Source organism: Mycobacterium sp. NGS24 (genome assembly GCF_059813065.1).
In genome coordinates this window covers 517,206-533,948 of sequence record NZ_JCALDW010000001.1, presented here as the reverse complement: position 1 = coordinate 533,948, position 16,743 = coordinate 517,206, and the positions used below count along the sequence as shown (strand labels likewise).

Annotated in this window: 17 protein-coding genes; 8 read left to right on the top strand and 9 right to left on the bottom strand. The window is 66.8% G+C overall.

The genetic code is table 11. From position 1 onward, the window contains the following. Positions 1-13 precede the first annotated feature (13 nt). Genes AC5Y6Y_RS02460 through AC5Y6Y_RS02445 form a run of 4 tightly spaced genes read left to right on the top strand, consistent with a single transcriptional unit; the run spans position 14 to position 3,802 of the window. Positions 14-1,216: a DUF1214 domain-containing protein gene (locus AC5Y6Y_RS02460; protein WP_499929226.1), complete on the top strand. Its 1,203-nt coding sequence runs from the start codon at positions 14-16 to the stop codon at positions 1,214-1,216. Continuing rightward, positions 1,213-2,358: a sulfotransferase family protein gene (locus AC5Y6Y_RS02455; RefSeq protein WP_463824379.1), complete on the top strand. Its 1,146-nt coding sequence runs from the start codon at positions 1,213-1,215 to the stop codon at positions 2,356-2,358. Before AC5Y6Y_RS02460 ends, AC5Y6Y_RS02455 begins: the two co-directional genes overlap by 4 nt. Further along, the gene (locus AC5Y6Y_RS02450) at positions 2,342-2,983 is read left to right on the top strand and encodes a TetR/AcrR family transcriptional regulator (protein WP_499929224.1); all 642 of its coding nucleotides are present in this window, start codon (positions 2,342-2,344) and stop codon (positions 2,981-2,983) included. The genes AC5Y6Y_RS02455 and AC5Y6Y_RS02450 overlap by 17 nt, the downstream gene beginning before the upstream one ends. 15 nt (positions 2,984-2,998) lie before the next feature. After that, positions 2,999-3,802 carry an SDR family NAD(P)-dependent oxidoreductase gene (locus AC5Y6Y_RS02445; RefSeq protein ID WP_499929222.1) on the top strand — a complete coding sequence of 268 codons (804 nt, stop codon included), beginning with the start codon at positions 2,999-3,001 and terminating at the stop codon, positions 3,800-3,802. Between the two features lie 18 nt (positions 3,803-3,820). Here the strand turns inward: AC5Y6Y_RS02445 and cobN are convergent, their stop codons facing one another. Continuing rightward, positions 3,821-7,396 (bottom strand): cobaltochelatase subunit CobN, encoded by a 3,576-nt coding sequence (cobN, locus tag AC5Y6Y_RS02440; RefSeq protein WP_499929220.1) that lies wholly within the window; start codon positions 7,394-7,396, stop codon positions 3,821-3,823. Between the two features lie 111 nt (positions 7,397-7,507). On the opposite strand from cobN, the gene AC5Y6Y_RS02435 reads away from it, so the two are divergent. Next, positions 7,508-7,804 carry a CDGP domain-containing protein gene (locus AC5Y6Y_RS02435; RefSeq protein ID WP_463824383.1) on the top strand — a complete coding sequence of 99 codons (297 nt, stop codon included), beginning with the start codon at positions 7,508-7,510 and terminating at the stop codon, positions 7,802-7,804. Positions 7,805-8,061: 257 nt separating this feature from the next. Here the strand turns inward: AC5Y6Y_RS02435 and AC5Y6Y_RS02430 are convergent, their stop codons facing one another. The 6 genes from AC5Y6Y_RS02430 to AC5Y6Y_RS02405 form a co-directional block, all read right to left on the bottom strand. Further along, positions 8,062-8,199, bottom strand: coding sequence for a hypothetical protein (locus AC5Y6Y_RS02430; protein ID WP_499929218.1), 138 nt, complete (start codon positions 8,197-8,199; stop codon positions 8,062-8,064). Between the two features lie 249 nt (positions 8,200-8,448). After that, entirely contained in the window at positions 8,449-8,892 is a 444-nt protein-coding gene (locus AC5Y6Y_RS02425; protein ID WP_499929216.1) for a nitroreductase/quinone reductase family protein, read from the bottom strand. 34 nt (positions 8,893-8,926) lie between these two features. Continuing rightward, positions 8,927-9,694, bottom strand: coding sequence for an SDR family NAD(P)-dependent oxidoreductase (locus AC5Y6Y_RS02420; protein WP_499929214.1), 768 nt, complete (start codon positions 9,692-9,694; stop codon positions 8,927-8,929). A 10-nt stretch (positions 9,695-9,704) separates the two neighbouring features. After that, positions 9,705-10,319 (bottom strand): mycothiol-dependent nitroreductase Rv2466c family protein, encoded by a 615-nt coding sequence (locus AC5Y6Y_RS02415; RefSeq protein WP_499929212.1) that lies wholly within the window; start codon positions 10,317-10,319, stop codon positions 9,705-9,707. Between the two features lie 56 nt (positions 10,320-10,375). Continuing rightward, positions 10,376-11,278 carry an LLM class flavin-dependent oxidoreductase gene (locus AC5Y6Y_RS02410; RefSeq protein WP_499929210.1) on the bottom strand — a complete coding sequence of 301 codons (903 nt, stop codon included), beginning with the start codon at positions 11,276-11,278 and terminating at the stop codon, positions 10,376-10,378. A gap of 9 nt (positions 11,279-11,287) precedes the next feature. Then, a complete protein-coding gene (locus AC5Y6Y_RS02405) occupies positions 11,288-11,491 on the bottom strand; it encodes a hypothetical protein (RefSeq protein ID WP_499929208.1) in 204 nt (67 codons plus the stop codon). Between the two features lie 155 nt (positions 11,492-11,646). On the opposite strand from AC5Y6Y_RS02405, the gene AC5Y6Y_RS02400 reads away from it, so the two are divergent. Both AC5Y6Y_RS02400 and AC5Y6Y_RS02395 read left to right on the top strand, forming a co-directional pair. Further along, positions 11,647-12,255: a TetR/AcrR family transcriptional regulator gene (locus tag AC5Y6Y_RS02400; protein WP_499929206.1), complete on the top strand. Its 609-nt coding sequence runs from the start codon at positions 11,647-11,649 to the stop codon at positions 12,253-12,255. Positions 12,256-12,564: 309 nt separating this feature from the next. After that, positions 12,565-13,398 carry an SDR family oxidoreductase gene (locus tag AC5Y6Y_RS02395; RefSeq protein ID WP_499929204.1) on the top strand — a complete coding sequence of 278 codons (834 nt, stop codon included), beginning with the start codon at positions 12,565-12,567 and terminating at the stop codon, positions 13,396-13,398. 33 nt (positions 13,399-13,431) lie between these two features. Here AC5Y6Y_RS02395 and AC5Y6Y_RS02390 read toward each other — a convergent pair whose 3' ends face one another. Together AC5Y6Y_RS02390 and AC5Y6Y_RS02385 are read right to left on the bottom strand one after the other, a co-directional pair. Beyond that, positions 13,432-14,823 (bottom strand): FAD-dependent oxidoreductase, encoded by a 1,392-nt coding sequence (locus tag AC5Y6Y_RS02390; RefSeq protein WP_499929202.1) that lies wholly within the window; start codon positions 14,821-14,823, stop codon positions 13,432-13,434. Between the two features lie 82 nt (positions 14,824-14,905). Next, entirely contained in the window at positions 14,906-15,580 is a 675-nt protein-coding gene (locus tag AC5Y6Y_RS02385) for an alpha/beta hydrolase (protein WP_499929200.1), read from the bottom strand. Positions 15,581-15,651: 71 nt separating this feature from the next. On the opposite strand from AC5Y6Y_RS02385, the gene cobG reads away from it, so the two are divergent. Further along, entirely contained in the window at positions 15,652-16,743 is a 1,092-nt protein-coding gene (cobG, locus tag AC5Y6Y_RS02380) for a precorrin-3B synthase (protein ID WP_499929198.1), read from the top strand.

Sequence of the window (16,743 nt, the reverse complement as noted above, 5' to 3'; positions counted from 1 at the left end):
AAGGGGTTGGCTGTTGTCCTGGTTGCCGTTCTCCATCGCCGAAGCCGCATCGTCGGAAAGCAGCCAGACGCCCGGTCTCGGACAGGCCTGGACCCACCTCCTGGAGCGGCTAGGCTCCGCCGCCCAAGCCGTGGAAGCCGACCCGGCCAATCGGAATCGCGCCGACCTGACGGCCGGCATGCGCCATCTGCTCGTGCTGTTGACCACGGGCATTGACGAGGTGCTGCGATTCGATCCGGAGCCGCCGCTGCGGGTACAGCCCACCAGCACCGACGACGTGATCACCTGGGGCATGGAATGCCCGGACTGCATTTACACCCGCGCGGTCTTGCGGGGTGGTGAAAGCTACCGGCTGTTCGGAAACCGTGGTACGGCACGCTACGTCGGGCTGCAGACGATGAATGGCGTTGCGGCCACAGCCAATGCGCTCGTCGACGAGTTGGAGGTGGACGCCGACGGGAATTTCGAAGTGGTGCTGTCCGGTGACGAGCGGCCCGGAAACTGGATGCGAATCGAAGGCGAGCATCCGACGCTGACGGTGCGACACTTCTTCTACGACTGGGATACCGAGGTGGCGTCCTCGCTGCGCATCGAACGGATCGGCGACCCGGTGGCCGCCGGCGACGGACCATCCGATGCGGGCGGCGCGTTGGCACGGCAGCTGGTCGCGCTCGGGGACTTCGTCGAAGAAAACCTCAAGTTCTTCATGCAGTTCGGGGCCGCGGCGCCGGTGAACGGGTTCCTGCCCCCCATCGATCGCAGCGATATGGGAGCCGCCGCAGAGAATCGTCCGGTGATAGGGCGCTGGGAGCTGGCACCCGATGAGGCATTGATCGTGGAAGTCCAGCCGCCCGAAGGAGTTTACTGGAGCTACTCGATCGGCAACCCGTGGTGGGAGACCATCCACTATGGCCGTCATCAGTCCAGCCTGAACGCCCATCAGGCAGTGGTGGATTCGGACGGACTGGTGCGGGTGGTGCTCAGCGCCGATGACCCCGGGGTAGCGAACTGGCTGGACACCGCAGGCCACAGCAACGGTCCGATCATTCTGCGCTGCGTGCGCACCGAGACCGCCCCGACGCCGACGACACGGGTGGTGTCCTTCGGCGAAATCGAGTCGGCACTGCCGGCCGACACCATCTGGGTTACCCCGCAGCAGCGGGCATCGATATTGGCTGCGCGCCGCAGCGCCGTACGCGAAAGGTTCGGACGATGACGTTCAACGCCGATGAATTGGAGCAAGGCGCCTGCGCCGCAACAGGTCTCGAGGACTTCGGTTCGACGTATTACCGGGAGGGCCTGGAACGGATCGTCGACGCGCTGAACACGGCCGCCGATCTGAACGAACTGGGCAGCGTGATCCAGCACGCCACCATCAGCAATGCATTGATCCAGCGCCTCAAAGTCGAGGACACCTACGCCCGCCATCCCGAGATCGATGACGAGGTGGTGGGCGGCCCGGTGTTCGTGATCGGTTTGCCCCGCACCGGTACCACCGCATTGAGCCAGTTGGTGGCGGCCGATCCGCAGTTCCGTTCGTTGCGGATGTGGGAGTCCCAGGCGCCGGTGCCGCCGCCCGAAGCCGCCACGCAGCACAACGATCCGCGCATCGCCCAGGCCGAAGCGGGTCTGAAGATGCTCGACGACATGTTTCCGTTGATGAAGACGCTCTATAACTCCGAGGCGACGGCGCCCACCGAGTGCCAGGACTTGATGGGCATGAGCTTCCGGACGTTCCACTTCGACGGCGCGGTACGCGCGCCGGAGTATCTGGCCTGGTTGATGGACTGCGACATGCGCGAGACCTACACCTACCACCGGCGGGTGCTCAAGCTGCTGCAATGGCACTGCCCGCCCACCCTGTGGCACCTCAAGACACCCGTGCACATCTTCGCTCTGGATGCTCTGGTCGAGGCGTATCCGAACGCCAAATTCCTGTGGAGTCACCGTGATCCGGCCAAGGTGATGGGATCGGTGTGCAGTCTGATCCGGTACGTGCGCAGCTGGAGCAGCGACCGCGACGACGCCCATGAACTCGGCGCCGAGCAGGTCGACAGCTGGGCCGAAGGCGTGCGTCGGGCCATGGATTTCCGCAGCCGGGTCGGCAGCGACCGCTTCGCGGACGTGTCGTTCGCCGATCTGCAGTCCGACCCGGTGGGCACGCTGACGAAGAGTTACGACACGCTGGGTTTGACGTTCACCGATGCCACGCTGGGTTCGGTGCAAGCCTGGGCGCAGGAGCACAAGCCGGGCTCTCGCGGCGCGCACGACTATGACCTGTCCGACTACGGCCTGACTCCCGACGGAGTTCGGGAACGGTTCGCGGACTATCTCGCCACCTATGACGCAACAGCCTGACCAGACGATCGGTCCGCGCACCCGCCGACGCGCGAAGCTCGCGCCAGACCCCGACGTCCGGCGCGAAATCCTGGCGGCGGCAACGGCGGTACTGCAGGACCAGGGCGTCGGGGGGCTGAGCATCGCCGCGGTGCTGGACCGCGCCGGCCTGGGCACCCGTGCGTTCTACCGGCATTTCGCGTCCAAGGACGAACTGGTGGCCGAAGTGTTCCTGGAATCAGCCCGATCCGAGACACGCCGTCTGCGTCGCCGAATGCTGAGTGCTGCAACGGAAATGGACGCAGTGGTGGCCTGGATCGACGGGCGACTCGATTTGGCGTTCGACGACGGCGTGCGCTCGGACCTGCGGCGGCTGTCGCTGGAGGCACAGTCCCAGACTTCGGCCTCCCCCAGCCTGATTCAGCCCGCGTACGCCGAAATGCTGTTGCCGCTGCACGAGACCCTGACGCGTGGGCTGCAACGCGGTGCATTCCGAGGCATTGACCCGTCGACCGACGCACAGTTCATCCACGGCGTGGTGTGGGCGGGCATCGAGCGGCACTGGACAATCGGTGACTGTGACCGCGCAGAGCTTCGCGAGAACATTCTGCGGTTCTGTTTGCGCGCATTGGGTGTGGACGTCTAACGAGGGAGATGGTCGATGGATCTGGGATATGCCGGCGCTACAGCGGTGGTCACCGGCGGCAGTAAAGGGATGGGACTGGCCGTCGCTGAAACGCTTGCCGCTGAGGGCGCGAAGGTGGCCGTGATGGCCAGAGGACAGGAGGCGCTGGACGCCGCTGTGCGCTCATTACGGTCGGCGGGCGCACCGGACGCCCTCGGGGTCAGCGTGGATATGACCGACGCCGAGTCGATCGCTGCCGGATTCGCCGCGGTGCAGGAACGGTGGGGAGCCCTCAACAGCCTGGTGCACACCATCGGCCCGGGCGACGGTTACTTCGAGCAGATGTCAGATGCCGACTGGGACAACGCTTTCGCGCTGGGCACCATGGCGGCGGTGCGGTCGATCCGGGCTGCGCTGCCGATGCTGCGGTCAGCGGAATGGGCTCGGGTTGTGACGTTCGCGGCGCACTCGATCCAGCGGCAGAACCCGCGCATCGTGGCCTACACGGCCTCGAAGGCGGCGCTGGCCAGCCTCACCAAGAATCTGGCCAAAAGCCTTGCCAAGGACGATATCCTGGTCAACTGCATCTGCCCGGGCACCATCGTGACCGCCAGTTTCACCGAAAACCTCAGGGACATCCTGGCCGCCGACGGATTGGACGCCACCGATCCGCGCGATGTCATGACCTGGATTGACAACAACTTTCACCAACCCTGCGATCTGGGTCGCGCCGGGCTGCCCGAAGAGGTCGCGTCGATCACCGCCTACCTGGCGTCCAAGCGCAATGGTTATGTCACCGGCGCGACGGTGAATGTGGACGGCGGCAGCGACTTCGTCTGAGGACCGCCGCGAAAGGGCCTAGCCCTCCAGGTCGCCCTCGGTTTCCAGCAGCGTCTGGCGCAACCCGTCGAGGGTGTCGGGCTGCGGCTCGGCCCACATCCCCCGGCCGGCGGCCTCCAACAACCGCTCGGCCATGCCGTGCAGCGCCCAGGGATTGGACTCGGTCATGAACTTGCGGTTCTCCGGGTCCATCACGTAGTGCTCGGTGAGTTGCTCGTACATCCAGTCCGCCATCACACCGGCGGTGGCGTCGTAGCCGAACAGATAATCGACGGTCGCGGCCATTTCGAAGGCGCCCTTGTAGCCGTGACGACGCATCGCGGCCATCCACCGCGGGTTGACCACCCGGGCTCGGAACACCCGGGTGGTCTCCTCGGACAGGGTGCGGGTACGGATGGCGTCGGGCCGGGTGTTGTCGCCGATGTAGGCGGCCGGCTCCTGTCCCGTGAGCGCGCGCACAGTGGCCACCATGCCGCCGTGATACTGGAAATAGTCGTCGGAGTCTGCGATGTCGTGTTCCCGGGTATCGGTGTTCTTGGCCGCCACCGCGATCCGCCGGTACTGACGGTTCATGTCGTCCACGGCTTCGCAGCCATCCAAGTTGCGCCCGTAGGCGAATCCGCCCCATGCGGTGTACACCTGAGCCAGGTCGGCGTCGTCCCGCCAGTTGCGGCTGTCGATCAGCTGCAGCAGTCCGGCGCCGTAGGTCCCCGGCTTGGACCCGAAAATCCTTGTGGTGGCGCGTCGCTGGTCGCCGTGCTGGGCGAAGTCGGCGTTGGCGTGTGCGCGCACATAGTTGTCATCGTCGGATTCGTCGAGGTCGGCGACCAGGCGGACCGCGTCGTCGAGCATCGTCACGACATGCGGGAAGGCGTCGCGGAAGAATCCGCTGATCCGCACTGTCACGTCGATGCGGGGCCGGCCGAGTTCGGACACCTCGATGGCGGTCAGGTCCACGACGCGGCGCGACGCGTCGTCCCAGACCGGCCGCACACCCAGCAGCGCAAGCACTTCGGCGATGTCGTCGCCGGCGGTGCGCATCGCCGAGGTGCCCCACACCGACAGCCCCACCGACTGCGGCCACACCCCATGGTCGGCGCGATACCGGGCCAGCAACGAATCCGCCAGTGCCACACCGGCTTCCCAGGCCAGCCGCGACGGCACCGCTTTGGGATCGACGGAGTAGAAGTTGCGTCCGGTGGGCAACACGTTGACCAGGCCGCGCAGCGGCGACCCCGATGGCCCGGCAGCGATGAACCGGCCGTCCAGCGCCCGCAGCACCTGCTCGATCTCGGTGGCGGTGCCGGCCAACCGCGGCACCACCTCGGTGGCGGCGAACCGCAACACCGCGGCAACGTCGGCGTTGTCGGTGATGCGCTCGACGACGGCGGGGTCCCAGTCGGCCTGCTGCAGCGCGGCGACCAGTTCGCGGGCCGCCGCCTCGGCCGCATCCACCGAGGTGCGTTCGTCGGTGCCGTCTTCGGACAGGCCGAGCGCCTGCCGCAGCCCCGGGAGCGCCTGTTGTCCGGCGAAGAGTTGACGGGCCCGCAGAATGGCCAGCACCAAGTCGAGTTCGCCTGCACCCGTTGGTTTCTGGCCGAGAATGTGCAGGCCGTCGCGGATCTGCACATCCTTGATCTCACACAGCCAGCCGTCGACGTGCAGCAGCATGTCGTCGAAGGTGTCCTCTTCGGGCCGTTCGGTCAGACCCAGATCATGGTCCATCTTGGCGGCCCGGATCAGGGTCCAGATCTGCTGGCGGATAGCCGGCAGCTTGCCGGGGTCCAGGGCGGCGACGTTGGCGTGTTCGTCGAGCAACTGCTCCAGCCGGGCGATGTCGCCGTAGGTTTCGGCGCGAGCCATCGGCGGGATGAGATGGTCGACGAGCACTGCGTGCGCGCGTCGCTTGGCCTGGGTGCCCTCGCCGGGGTCATTGACCAGGAACGGGTAGATCAGCGGCAGATTGCCCAGCGCGGCATCGGGTCCGCAGGCAGCCGACATGCCGAGTGTCTTGCCGGGCAGCCATTCCAGGTTGCCGTGCTTGCCCAGGTGTACGACGGCGTGCGCCCCGAAGCCGGAGTCCAGCCAGTGGTAGGCGGCCAGGTAGTGGTGGCTGGGCGGCAGGTCGGGATCGTGGTAGATCGCCACCGGTTTCTCGCCGAACCCGCGCGGCGGCTGGACCATCAACACCAGGTTGCCGGATTGGATTGCGGCGATGACGATTTCACCGTCACGATTGTTGCTGCGGTCGACGAACAGGTCGCCGGGTGGCGGACCCCAGTGCTGGACGACGGCGTCGGTCAGATCGGCGGGCAGGGTGGCGAACCAGGCGCGATAGTCCTTGGCGGACACCCGAATCGGGTTGCCTTCCAGCTGGCCCCGGGTGAGCCAGTCCGGGTCCTGGCCGCCACGTTCGATCAGCGCGTGAATCAGCGCGTCGCCGTCGCCGGCTGCGACTCCGGGCAGTTCGCCCACCTGATAACCGGCCTCGTCCATGGCCCGCACCAGGGCCACCGCGCTGGCCGGAGTGTCCAGACCGACCGCGTTGCCGATGCGGGCGTGCTTGGTGGGATAGGCCGAGAACACCAGCGCCACCCGCTTGTCGGCCGGCGCGACCCGGCGCAGGTGCGCGTGCCGGATCGCCAGACCTGCGACCCGTGCGCACCGTTCGCGGTCGGCGACATAGGAGATCAACCCGTCGTCGTCAATTTCCTTGAACGAGAACGGGACCGTGATGATGCGGCCGTCGAACTCGGGCACCGCGACCTGGGTGGCCACGTCCAGCGGGGACAGCCCGTCGTCGTTGGCGCACCACTGCGCGCGCGGACTGGTCAGACACAGCCCCTGCAGTATCGGAATATCAAGGGCGGCAAGGTGTTCCACATTCCAGCTGTCGTCGTCGCCGCCAGCGGACGCCGCGGCGGGCTTGGCCCCACCCGCGGCCAGCACGGTGACCACCATGGCGTCGGCGGTGCCGAGCGTGTCGAGCAACTCCGCCTCGGCGGTGCGCAACGAGGCGCAGTACACCGGCAGTGCCCGCCCACCGGCTTCTTCGATCGCCGCGCACAACGCCTCGACGTATGCGGTGTTGCCGGCCAGTTGCTGGGCACGGTAATAGAGCACCGCGATCGTCGGGCCGGTTGCGGTGCCGGCGTCTCGACGCTGGAGCACTCCCCAGGTCGGGGTCTGCTCCGGTGGCGTGAACCCGAAGCCTGTCATCAACACGGTGTCGGACAGGAAGGCGTGCAGTTGGCGCAGGTTCTCGACGCCGCCGTGGGCCAGATAGATGTGGGTCTGCACCGCAATCCCCGCGGCGACCGTAGACAGTCCGGTCAACTCGGCATCGGCGGCCTGCTCACCGCTGACCAGCACCACCGGCACGCCGCTGGCCAGCACCGCGTCGATGCCGTCCTCCCAAGCGCGGTAGCCGCCGAGGATCCGCACCACCACAATCGAGGCGCCGGCGAGCAGGTCGGGCAGCTCCACGTCCGCCAGCCGCGCGGGGTTGGCCCACCGGTAGTTCTTTCCGGTGGAGCGGGCGCTGATCAGGTCGGTGTCGGACGTCGACAACAGCAGGACGGTCGGTTCGGCCACTCCCCATTCGTACCGCAGGGTCGCAGTGCCGCCGAATCGCGGGTGACGAGCAGCGAACTTGGGTATTCCAGTAGCCCCCAGCTAGACGGCGGCCATCGAGGAGAGATCACCATGAAGCATTCCCTCGTCGGAGCAGGATTCGCCGCGGTGCTGCTTGCCGGAGGCCTCATCGTTGCGTCGCCTCCGGCCAACGCGGGCTGCCAGTACGGCGGTCCGGGGATCATCAGCAGGTGCGACGGTCCCATTCAGCCGGACGGCACCTGGCAACGTTGCGTGGGTTTCATGTCCTACGTGCCCAACGGCGCCAGCTCCCACCTGGTGCCGGACAAACGCTGTGACGTGTTGGGTCCGGACCAGCGTCCGGGAGATCCCGCCTTGGCAGACCCACCGTCGCACATCGACGACTGAGCCGGCGGTCGGGGCCGGAGGGTCTCACCGTAAAGCGTTGGCGCACAACCGGACATCGTTTCGAGGGTGTTCGGGTGAGAGCCGCCCGGCCAGCCTGGGCTGCCGGCGGTGCGGAACGCCGATGGGAGGCGCTGCCGCTGCTGCCTGTTGCCGACGCGGCACCGTTGTTGGGCTCGCTCGCGATGAGTTGCCGGTTCGCCGGGTCGGTCCGCGCCGGGTCTATATCGACACGCCGCGCCTGCGCGACCTGCTCGACCCTATGCCCCGCTGATCGTCGACGTCGGCACGCAAGCCGCGCCCCAGCTTTCGATGCAAAAGCAGGACAGCGCGAACCCGTGGTCGGCCGCGAAGCCGACGAGCGCCGCCGCGTCCTGGTCGTCTGCGACGTGGACCACCGCGCACCGATTGGTCCGCGGTGGGCAGCCACGGTGTCTTCGCGCGTTCGAATTCGGGGTCCGACGGTAGCCACACCCGTCCCCGCACAGCTGATCGCAGCCCGCCGAGGTCGTCCGCGCGCGCTACCGGGCTGCTCGCCCACCAGGTGGCCGCGACTGTTGCCGCGGCGCCGCCGACGATCATCTATCGCCGGGTGAATCCGGGCCGACGGCTCGGGTTGTCGCCTTCCACGTCTGCCTTTCCCTCGCTCACCCGGTGATCTGAACCTCGAAGACCGGAATGAGACGGTCGGTGGCGGCTTCGTAGCCGGCGAATCCGGGGGCGCGCTCCTTGACGACGGCGAAGATGCGGTCGCGTTCAGCGCCTTCCAACTCCACGGCTCTGGCGGCGGTCGGAGCCCCGCCGTCGAGTTCGACCTGGATGTCGGGGTTGGCCCGCACGTTGGCCACCCACGCCGGGTTGGCGTTACGTCCGGCCGCCGAGCCGACGATGTAGCGCTTGTTCTCGATGTCGAAGTAGCCCACCGGGTTCAGTCGATCGGCACCGCTTTTGGCGCCCACCGTGTGCAACAGGAGCAGATCGAATCCGTCGAACGGGCCACCGACTTTCCCGTGGTTGGCACGGAACTCGTCGATGTTGCGGCGGTTGAGTTCCTGTTCTTGTTCGCGGGTGAAGTTCTGGTAGTCGCTCATGGTTGCGAGCCCTTTCTTGGTTGGTGAGAATGCGTCAGAGTTGGCCGCCGTCGACATGCAGTGTTCTGCCGTTGACGTAGGACGCGTCGTCGGACACCAGGAATGCGACAGCGGCGGCGATCTCAGCGGGGTCGGCGAGTCGTTGTAACGCGGTGAATCCGGAGACGAACTGATCGAAGGTGAGGTGATCGCGGTAGGCCGGGTGCACGTACTGTTCCGCGACGGCGGCGGCCATGTCGGTACCGGTGCCGCCCGGGGCGATGGCGTTGATCCGGATGCCGCGTTGCCCCAGTTCGATCGCCAGATGCGCCACGATCGCCTCGACCGCCGCTTTGCTCGCTCCGTAGAGCGTGTGCTGGAATACCGGGGTCGACGCGCTGGTCGATGATGTCAGCACGATCGCGCCGCCGGGTCCCAACGCCTGTGCGGCCTGTTGGGCGACCAGGAGCTGGCCGAGGGTGTTGGTGTGAAAGACCCGGTCGAAATCCTCGGGGGTGATGTCCTCTAGTGCGCCGAAGTGCTCGATTCCGGCGTTACTGCAGACGATATCGAGTGGGGCGATCTTGGCTGCAGCGTCGAACAGTTCGGCGATCCGCATCGGATCGCTGACGTCGGCCTGAACCAGGGCGGCACGCCCACCCTGGTCCTCGATCTGCGCGACCACCGCTGCCGCTGCGGCGGCGTCGGTGCGGAAGTTGACCACGACCGCGGCTCCGTCGGCGGCCAACCGCAGGGCGATCTGTTTGCCTATCCCGCGGCCACCGCCGGTGACCAGGGCGGATTTCCCGGCTAGGCGTGACATGTCTTGCCGTTCAGCCGAATTCGGGATCTTCGTCGCGACCCCGCCGGATGTCGAAGAAGTGCGGGTTGCGGCTAAGCCCGACCACCGCATCCCACAACGCAGCGGCATCTTCACCGCGGGGTATTCGGGAGAGCACCGGTCCGAAGTAGGCGACCCCGTTGATATGGACGATCGGCGTGCCGACTTCGGCATTGACCTTGTCATACCCCTCGTGATGACTGGTCCGGATCGTGTCATCGAGTTCGGCGCTCTCCGCCATGCGAGCGAGGTCCGCCGTCAAACCGAGTTCCTCGAGGGCCTCGCCGACGACAGTGTCGAAATCCTGGTTGCCCTGCTGGTGAATTCGGGTGCCCATCGCGGTGTAGAGCGGTTCGAGGATTCCGTTGCCCTCGAGTTCAGCAGCTGCTGCGATGACCCGCACCGGTTTCCACGCTTGGGTGAGCTTTGAGGCGAACTCGTCTGGTACGGGTTTGCCGTCGTTGAGGACTGCCAAACTCATCAGGTGGAATTCCACGTTGATATCGCGGACCTGCTGGGCTTCGAGGATCCACCGGGAGGTGATCCAGCACCAGGGGCACACCGGGTCGAACCAGATATCGGCACGGTCATTCTCGGACACTGACATTGGGGAAGCTCCTTCGTGTTGTTCGGGGTGTTATCCGGATACGTGGGTGCCGATGCTCACGGCGCAGTGCGCGCAGCCGCGACCAGCTCCCTGGTCGCAGGCGCGACTTCGTGGGCGATTCGCCCGATGGTGGCCTCATCGTCGGCGGGAAAGATGAAGCCACTGGCACCGCCGTGGACGATGAGGCCGGCGAGATCCTCTGCCCAGGAATCGGGCGGTCCGTGCAGAAACCCTTCGCGACGTGTGCTGAATCGCCCGTCGACGTTGATCAGCCGCCGGATGTCTTGTGGCTGTCTGCCGGCTGCGTCGGCGGCGGCGTCGATCACCGCGCCCAGCGTGGCGATGTCGTCGAAGCCGCCCGCCAGATACGACACCGAGGGCAGCCAGCCGTCCGCGCGCCGCCCGATGAGTCTCAGCATGCGTGGTCCGTAGCCGCCCACCCAGATTTCGATGCGATGCGCGGGTTGGGGTCCACGTTTGACGCCGCTCACCCGATAGTGTTCACCGTCCACGCGAATGGGGCCGGAGGAAGTGGTGTCCCACATCTGTCGCATTACGTCGATCGCTTCATAGAGCGCGTGCAGAGCCTGCCCCGGGGTGCGACGGGGGCCGCCCATCGCGACGATGGGATCCCAGAATCCCCCTGCCCCCAGGGCCATCTCGATGCGTCCACCGGAGAGCAGGTCCAGGCTTGCCGTGCTTCTGGCCAACACCGCAGGCGGTCGAAGCGGCAGATTGAGGACATTGCCGGCGATCCGAATTCGCCGAGTTCTCGCCGCGACGTAGGACATCAGGGTCCAGGTGTCGTGGAAGCCCGCCTGATAGGGGTGATCTTGAAAGGTGACCACGTCCAGCCCGGCCTCATCCGCGACGACGGCGAGGTTGACGGCGCGCGCGGCGGGTGCGTTGACCGGGGTGATGAAGGCCCCGAAAAGCGGCTCGTGTCCGTAATCGGTCATCGGAACGACTTACATCCTTTCGTCTGCCCGGCGGACCGGCGTGCACATGGCCGCGGTCAGGATTCGCGGTGTTGACCGCCAGCTCGGCAGGGCGATATTGGTGATGGTGCCGTCCAAGACCACCATCAGCTGAGCAGTAGCGATGACGGCCAACACAACGGCGGGGTGCGACGCAGTGCCGGCTTCGCGAACGTTGGAGGATCTTTCGACCATGGGTCGCGTGACCTTCCTGTCAGGCGCCGACGCAACGCACTACAAATGTGTACAGCCGTTGAGTTCTCCTGCAACCCAGGATGGCACGTTTCTCACCGCATGTCTAGATCTGGCAGGATGACGAGAACTATCGATGCCGTCAATCAGGAGGATGCGTGCAAGAAGCCACGACGGAGCCATCCGGTGACGACGAGGCTGGCGGCGTCGAACGCAAGGGGCAGCGCACCCGTCGGCGGATTATGACAGCAGCGCGCGGGGTGTTCGCGGCCAAAGGCTACGAGCAGGCCACCATTCGGGCCATCGCCGCGGCCGCCGAGGTCGACAAATCCTCGGTGATCCAGTATTTCGGTTCCAAAGAACAGCTGTTCCGGGAAGCCGTCGCCTGGACCATCCCCACCGACCGCATCGCCACCGACGACCCGGCCCAGACTGCCGACAATATGGTCAGGGGGATGCTCGCCGCCTGGGCCGCAGAATCCAACAGCCCGATGGTCGTTCTCCTGCGCGCGAGCATGACCAGCGAACTCGCCGCCCAGGTGCTCCGAACGAACGTCACCACCCAGGCCATCGACACCATCGCCAGCCGCATCGACGCCCCCGACGCCCGACTGCGCGCCGCAGTAGCGGGAGCAATGCTGATGGGCATTGCCAGTCAGCTCTACATCCTGCACATGCCCGACCTGAGTGCCGCCGAAATCGACGACATCCTGAAACTGGTATCCCCCCTGGTGCGCGACCTCATCGCGCCGACCGTTCCTGGTTAGGGAGCAGGAGTGAGTCGGCGGCAGGCACTTCGATCCGCAACCGCGCCACATTGCATGCGCTTCTGGTCTATGCGGCCCAAGATGATCCGATAGGCGAGCTCGCGGCGATACACCGAACCCAGGAACTGGCCGACCTCACCCAGCACCCCCCGCCTCGTCCTCGGTCAGGTGCAGACGGGTGCGCACCCGAACACCAGCCACCACCGGATCACCAATCCGGCACAACTGCTTACCCACAGCACATCACCAGTTCCAATGTCGCATCAGGTCTTTCACCGAAGAATCGTCGCGAGGTCGTACCGTGTAGCAATGACTGCTCAGAATGTGGCCGGAAAAGTCGTAGCCGTCACCGGCGGTGCCCGCGGAATCGGGCTGGCCATCGCCACGGCCCTGCACGGGCTGGGCGCCAAGGTGGCCATCGGGGACATCGACGAAACCGCCGTCAAGGCATCGGGTGAGCGTCTGGGGTTGGCGATTGCGCGCGCGCTGGACGTCACCGACCGTGCGTCGTTCATCGAGTTTCTCGATGCGGTGGAGAACGAGCTGGGACCGGTGGACGTCCTGGTCAACAACGCCGGGGTGATCGCGGTGGGCGACGCCGCCGACGAGGACGACGCCGTCACCCGACGACTGCTGGACGTCAATGTCTTCGGCGTGATGCTGGGCACCAAGCTGGCCACGCAGCGGATGCGGGGCCGCCGCCGCGGTCACGTGATCAACATCGCCTCCCTCGGTTCCATCCTGCCCACCGAGGGAATAGCCACCTATTGCGCCACCAAGCACGCCGTTCTGGGCTACACCGATTCGGTGCGACTGGAGAACCGCGGCAATGGTGTCCACTTCACCGCCATCATGCCGACCCTGACGAACACCGACATGGTCCTGGGCGTCGGTCACGCGAAGGGATTCAACAACGCCGAGCCGGAGGACGTCGCGGCGGCAGTGGTTGACGTGCTGGGCAAGCCGCGGTCTCGGGTGATCGTGCCGTCCTCGCTGGGCACCACGGTCTCGCTGCAGCAGCGCTTCATGCCGCGTCAGTGGGCCGAAGCGTTGGGGCGTCTGCTGGGTACCGGACGGGTCTTCACCACCGACCTGCAACCGGACAAACGTGCCGGCTACGCGCAGCGGACCGGGACGTCCTGACCCCCGACCAGCCCGCAGACATCAGGTGGCGCGTCAGGCCGGTTGAATCGCCGCGTCGACAGGTTCGGGCAGCAGCGTCTGTTTCGTCGGCCGGCGGCGCTGGGCCCGCACGATACGGCGCATCATGGCCGGCCGCAGCAGCTGAAGCGGTGAGTCCAGCATCCCGGTGATCCGCATGAACTGCGCGGCGACCACAGCATCGGTCTCCATCGCAATCATCACCCGCTCGAAGCACGCGTTGCTGATCCGCATCGACAGCGGGCGCGGCCCGGGCACTTCGGGCAGCGCCAAGTCGGAGGCGACGGCAGTCTGCCAGGCCACCCGGACCGTCTTGGCCGACAGCCGGGTGAAGCGCCGCGTGAGCCCACGGTTGTTGCGGCGCAGGCAATCCCGCAGTACCGTCGCCTCGATCGCTGCCACCGTCATGCCCTGACCGTAGATGGGGTTGAAACTGCATACCGCATCGCCGACGACCAGCAGGGCCTCGGGCAGCCGGCGCATCTTGTCGTAGCGCCGCCAGCGGTTGGACGGGACCCGGTGGTGCACCACACCGTCGAGCGGCTCCGCGGCGTGCAGCGCCTGGACCACTGTTGTCGGCGCCAATTCCGCTACGAGACGCAGTATCTCGGCGCGATCGCGCGGAGGTTCGACTCCCGTCATGGTGCCGGCGCCGATCATCCAGGTGTCGTCCTCGTACTTGACCAGACCGAACATCCGCGGTTGCCCCGGCTCGGGGAACCTCATGATCATGTTCGCGGTCAGCAATCCGGGCGGGATGCGCAGCCGCTGACCCGCGTAGGCCAGGTGCACTTTCACCTCGTCCTCGATGGGACGTCCGTAACCGAGTTGCTCGAGGAAGACCGGCGTTCGCGAGCCGCGGCCGGTGGCATCGACGACGAGGTCAGCGCTCAGCGTCGTCGCGCGATCGCTGGCGCGGTCCACGACGCGCACCCCGGTGATCCGGCGCCGGTCCGGCGTGGCGATCAGTCCGATGACGTCGTGGGCCTCTTGGAAGACGATGTTGCCGATGGCCCGGACCCGTTGTCGCACATGATGTTCCAGCACCGGCCGGCTCGGGGACAGAATGCGGGGTGCATCCGGTACGATGCCCGATCGGACCATTCGATGTCCGCCGAACGATGTGTCGAGGCGGGAGAAGTCGCCGTCGTCCCAGTAGCTGACACCGGCGGCCACCAACTCGTCGGTGAATCCGGGGAACAGCTCGTCGAGGATCTGCGTGAGCCGGGCCAGGCAGGCGTGAATCTGTTTGCCCTGCGGGACACCTCGCCGGTTCTGCGGACCCGTCGGCAACACGTCGCGCTCGACAATCGTCACCCGGTCGTAGCAGTCGGCCAGTACCCGCGCCGCCAACAATCCACCCATGCTGGCGCCCAACACCACCGCATGACCACTCCGATGTGCCATCGCCTTCCCCTGACCCTCGAACGTTGCTGGACTGTTCGAAGTGTTCGCCGCGCCCGACGCGGGCCGTAGAGTAGCCGACTACCTATATTCGCAACGTCGCCGCGATGCGAGCCGCGACCTCCGCGGCCGTGTCTCGGGTCGCTGCGCCGTGTCCGGGCACGTAACGGTCGGCGGCGCTGTCGTATTCGGCCCCGGCGATCGAGCCGTGATCGGCGTCCATCTCCACCAGTTCCACTGGCCAGCCGATCTGCTGCAGCGCTGCGGCGAACTCGCGGCTCGCGGTCACCGGCACCGCGTCGTCCGACCGCCCGTGCAGCAACGTGAATGGCGCACCGACGTGGTTGGTCGGCAAGTCCTCGGTGGCCCGCCGGCCGGTGATCGGATCCCGGGCGATGAAAGCGCCTGCGAGGCAAACCGTATGTGCGATAACGACTTCGTGGCGCTCCGCGTCGATCGTCAGACCGGCCGCGGCAGCGCCGCCCAGCGACCACCCGACGAGCACGATGCCGTTGGCGTCGTTGCCGTGATTGCGCGCGAAATCCAGTGATCCCAGCAGATCGGTGCGGCCGCCGTCCGCGGCGTGTGAGTTCCAGTCGGGCGCCACCACCGCGGCGTCATGGCCGGCGATCAGTTCCGCCAGCGGCCGGACCGCCACCCTGGCGTCGGTCTGCATGCCGTGCCACAGCAGGACGAGGGGTTGGTCTGGATCACCGAACACGTCGGCCAGCCGTCCGGGGGCGTATTCGACCGTTCGCACAGGAAGCGGGGTGCCCGCAAAGATCGACTCCAAACCACAGCGCAGTCCGGCCGGAGTCGTACCGTAGACGGGTGGCCAGGTCGCGCGACTTCGACGCCTGTCCCGGTGCGCTGCAGGTGCACCAGGCAGCCGACGGCGCGCTGGTGCGGGTGCGGTTGCCCGGCGGCATGATCACCGCCGATCAATTGACGACGCTGGCGGCCCTGTCGAGTGCACACGGTTCCGGAATGCTGGAGTTGACCGCGCGCGGCAATGTGCAGTTGCGTGCGATCGCCGACGTTGATGCGGTTGCCCGCGCCGTGGCCGATGCGGGGCTGTTGCCGTCGGAATCCCACGAGCGGGTCCGCAATATCGTGGCGTCGCCGTTGTCGGGACGGCTCGGTGGTGCTGCGGACGTGCGCCCGTGGGTGGCCGAACTGGACGCGGCGATCTGCGCTGAGCCGCGGCTCTCCGGGCTGGGTGGGCGTTTCCTGTTCAGCCTCGACGATGGCCGCGGTGACGTGTCCGGGCTGCGTGCGGACGTCGGCGTGCATGTCACCCAGGACGGACCGGTGCTGCTGGTCGCCGGGCGCGACACCGGGATGTACGTCGACGATGTCACCGCGGCGCTGATCGAGGTGGCTTTGAGATTTGTGAAGATCCGCCAAAAAGCTTGGCGTGTAACGGAACTCGATGACCTCACCGATCTGGTTCCGGGCGTCGTGCTGGGGGCGGGACACGCGCCGGTCACCAGACCACCGGTGGGTTGGCTACCCCAGGACGACGGCCGGGTCACTCTCGGCGCCGGGGTGCCGCTCGGGACGCTGCCCGCCCGGGTGGCGGAGTTTCTCGGAGCGATCGAGGCGCCCCTGGTGATCACGCCGTGGCGGTCGGTGCTGGTGTGTGACCTCAGCGAAGATATGGCAGAGGTAGCCGTTCGCGTGCTGGCTCCGCTGGGCCTGGTGTTCGATGAGCACTCCCCGTGGCTGAATGTCAGCGCGTGCACCGGCAGCCCGGGCTGCGCGCACTCCTCTGTTGATGTTCGGGCCGACGCCGCGGGATCGCTGAACGAGGCGTGCACCGTGCACCGGCACTTCGTCGGATGCGAACGAGCCTGCGGCAGTCCGCCGGCTGGTGAGGTGCTGGTCGCCACCGGCACGGGCTACCGCGTCCTGAGGTCTTAA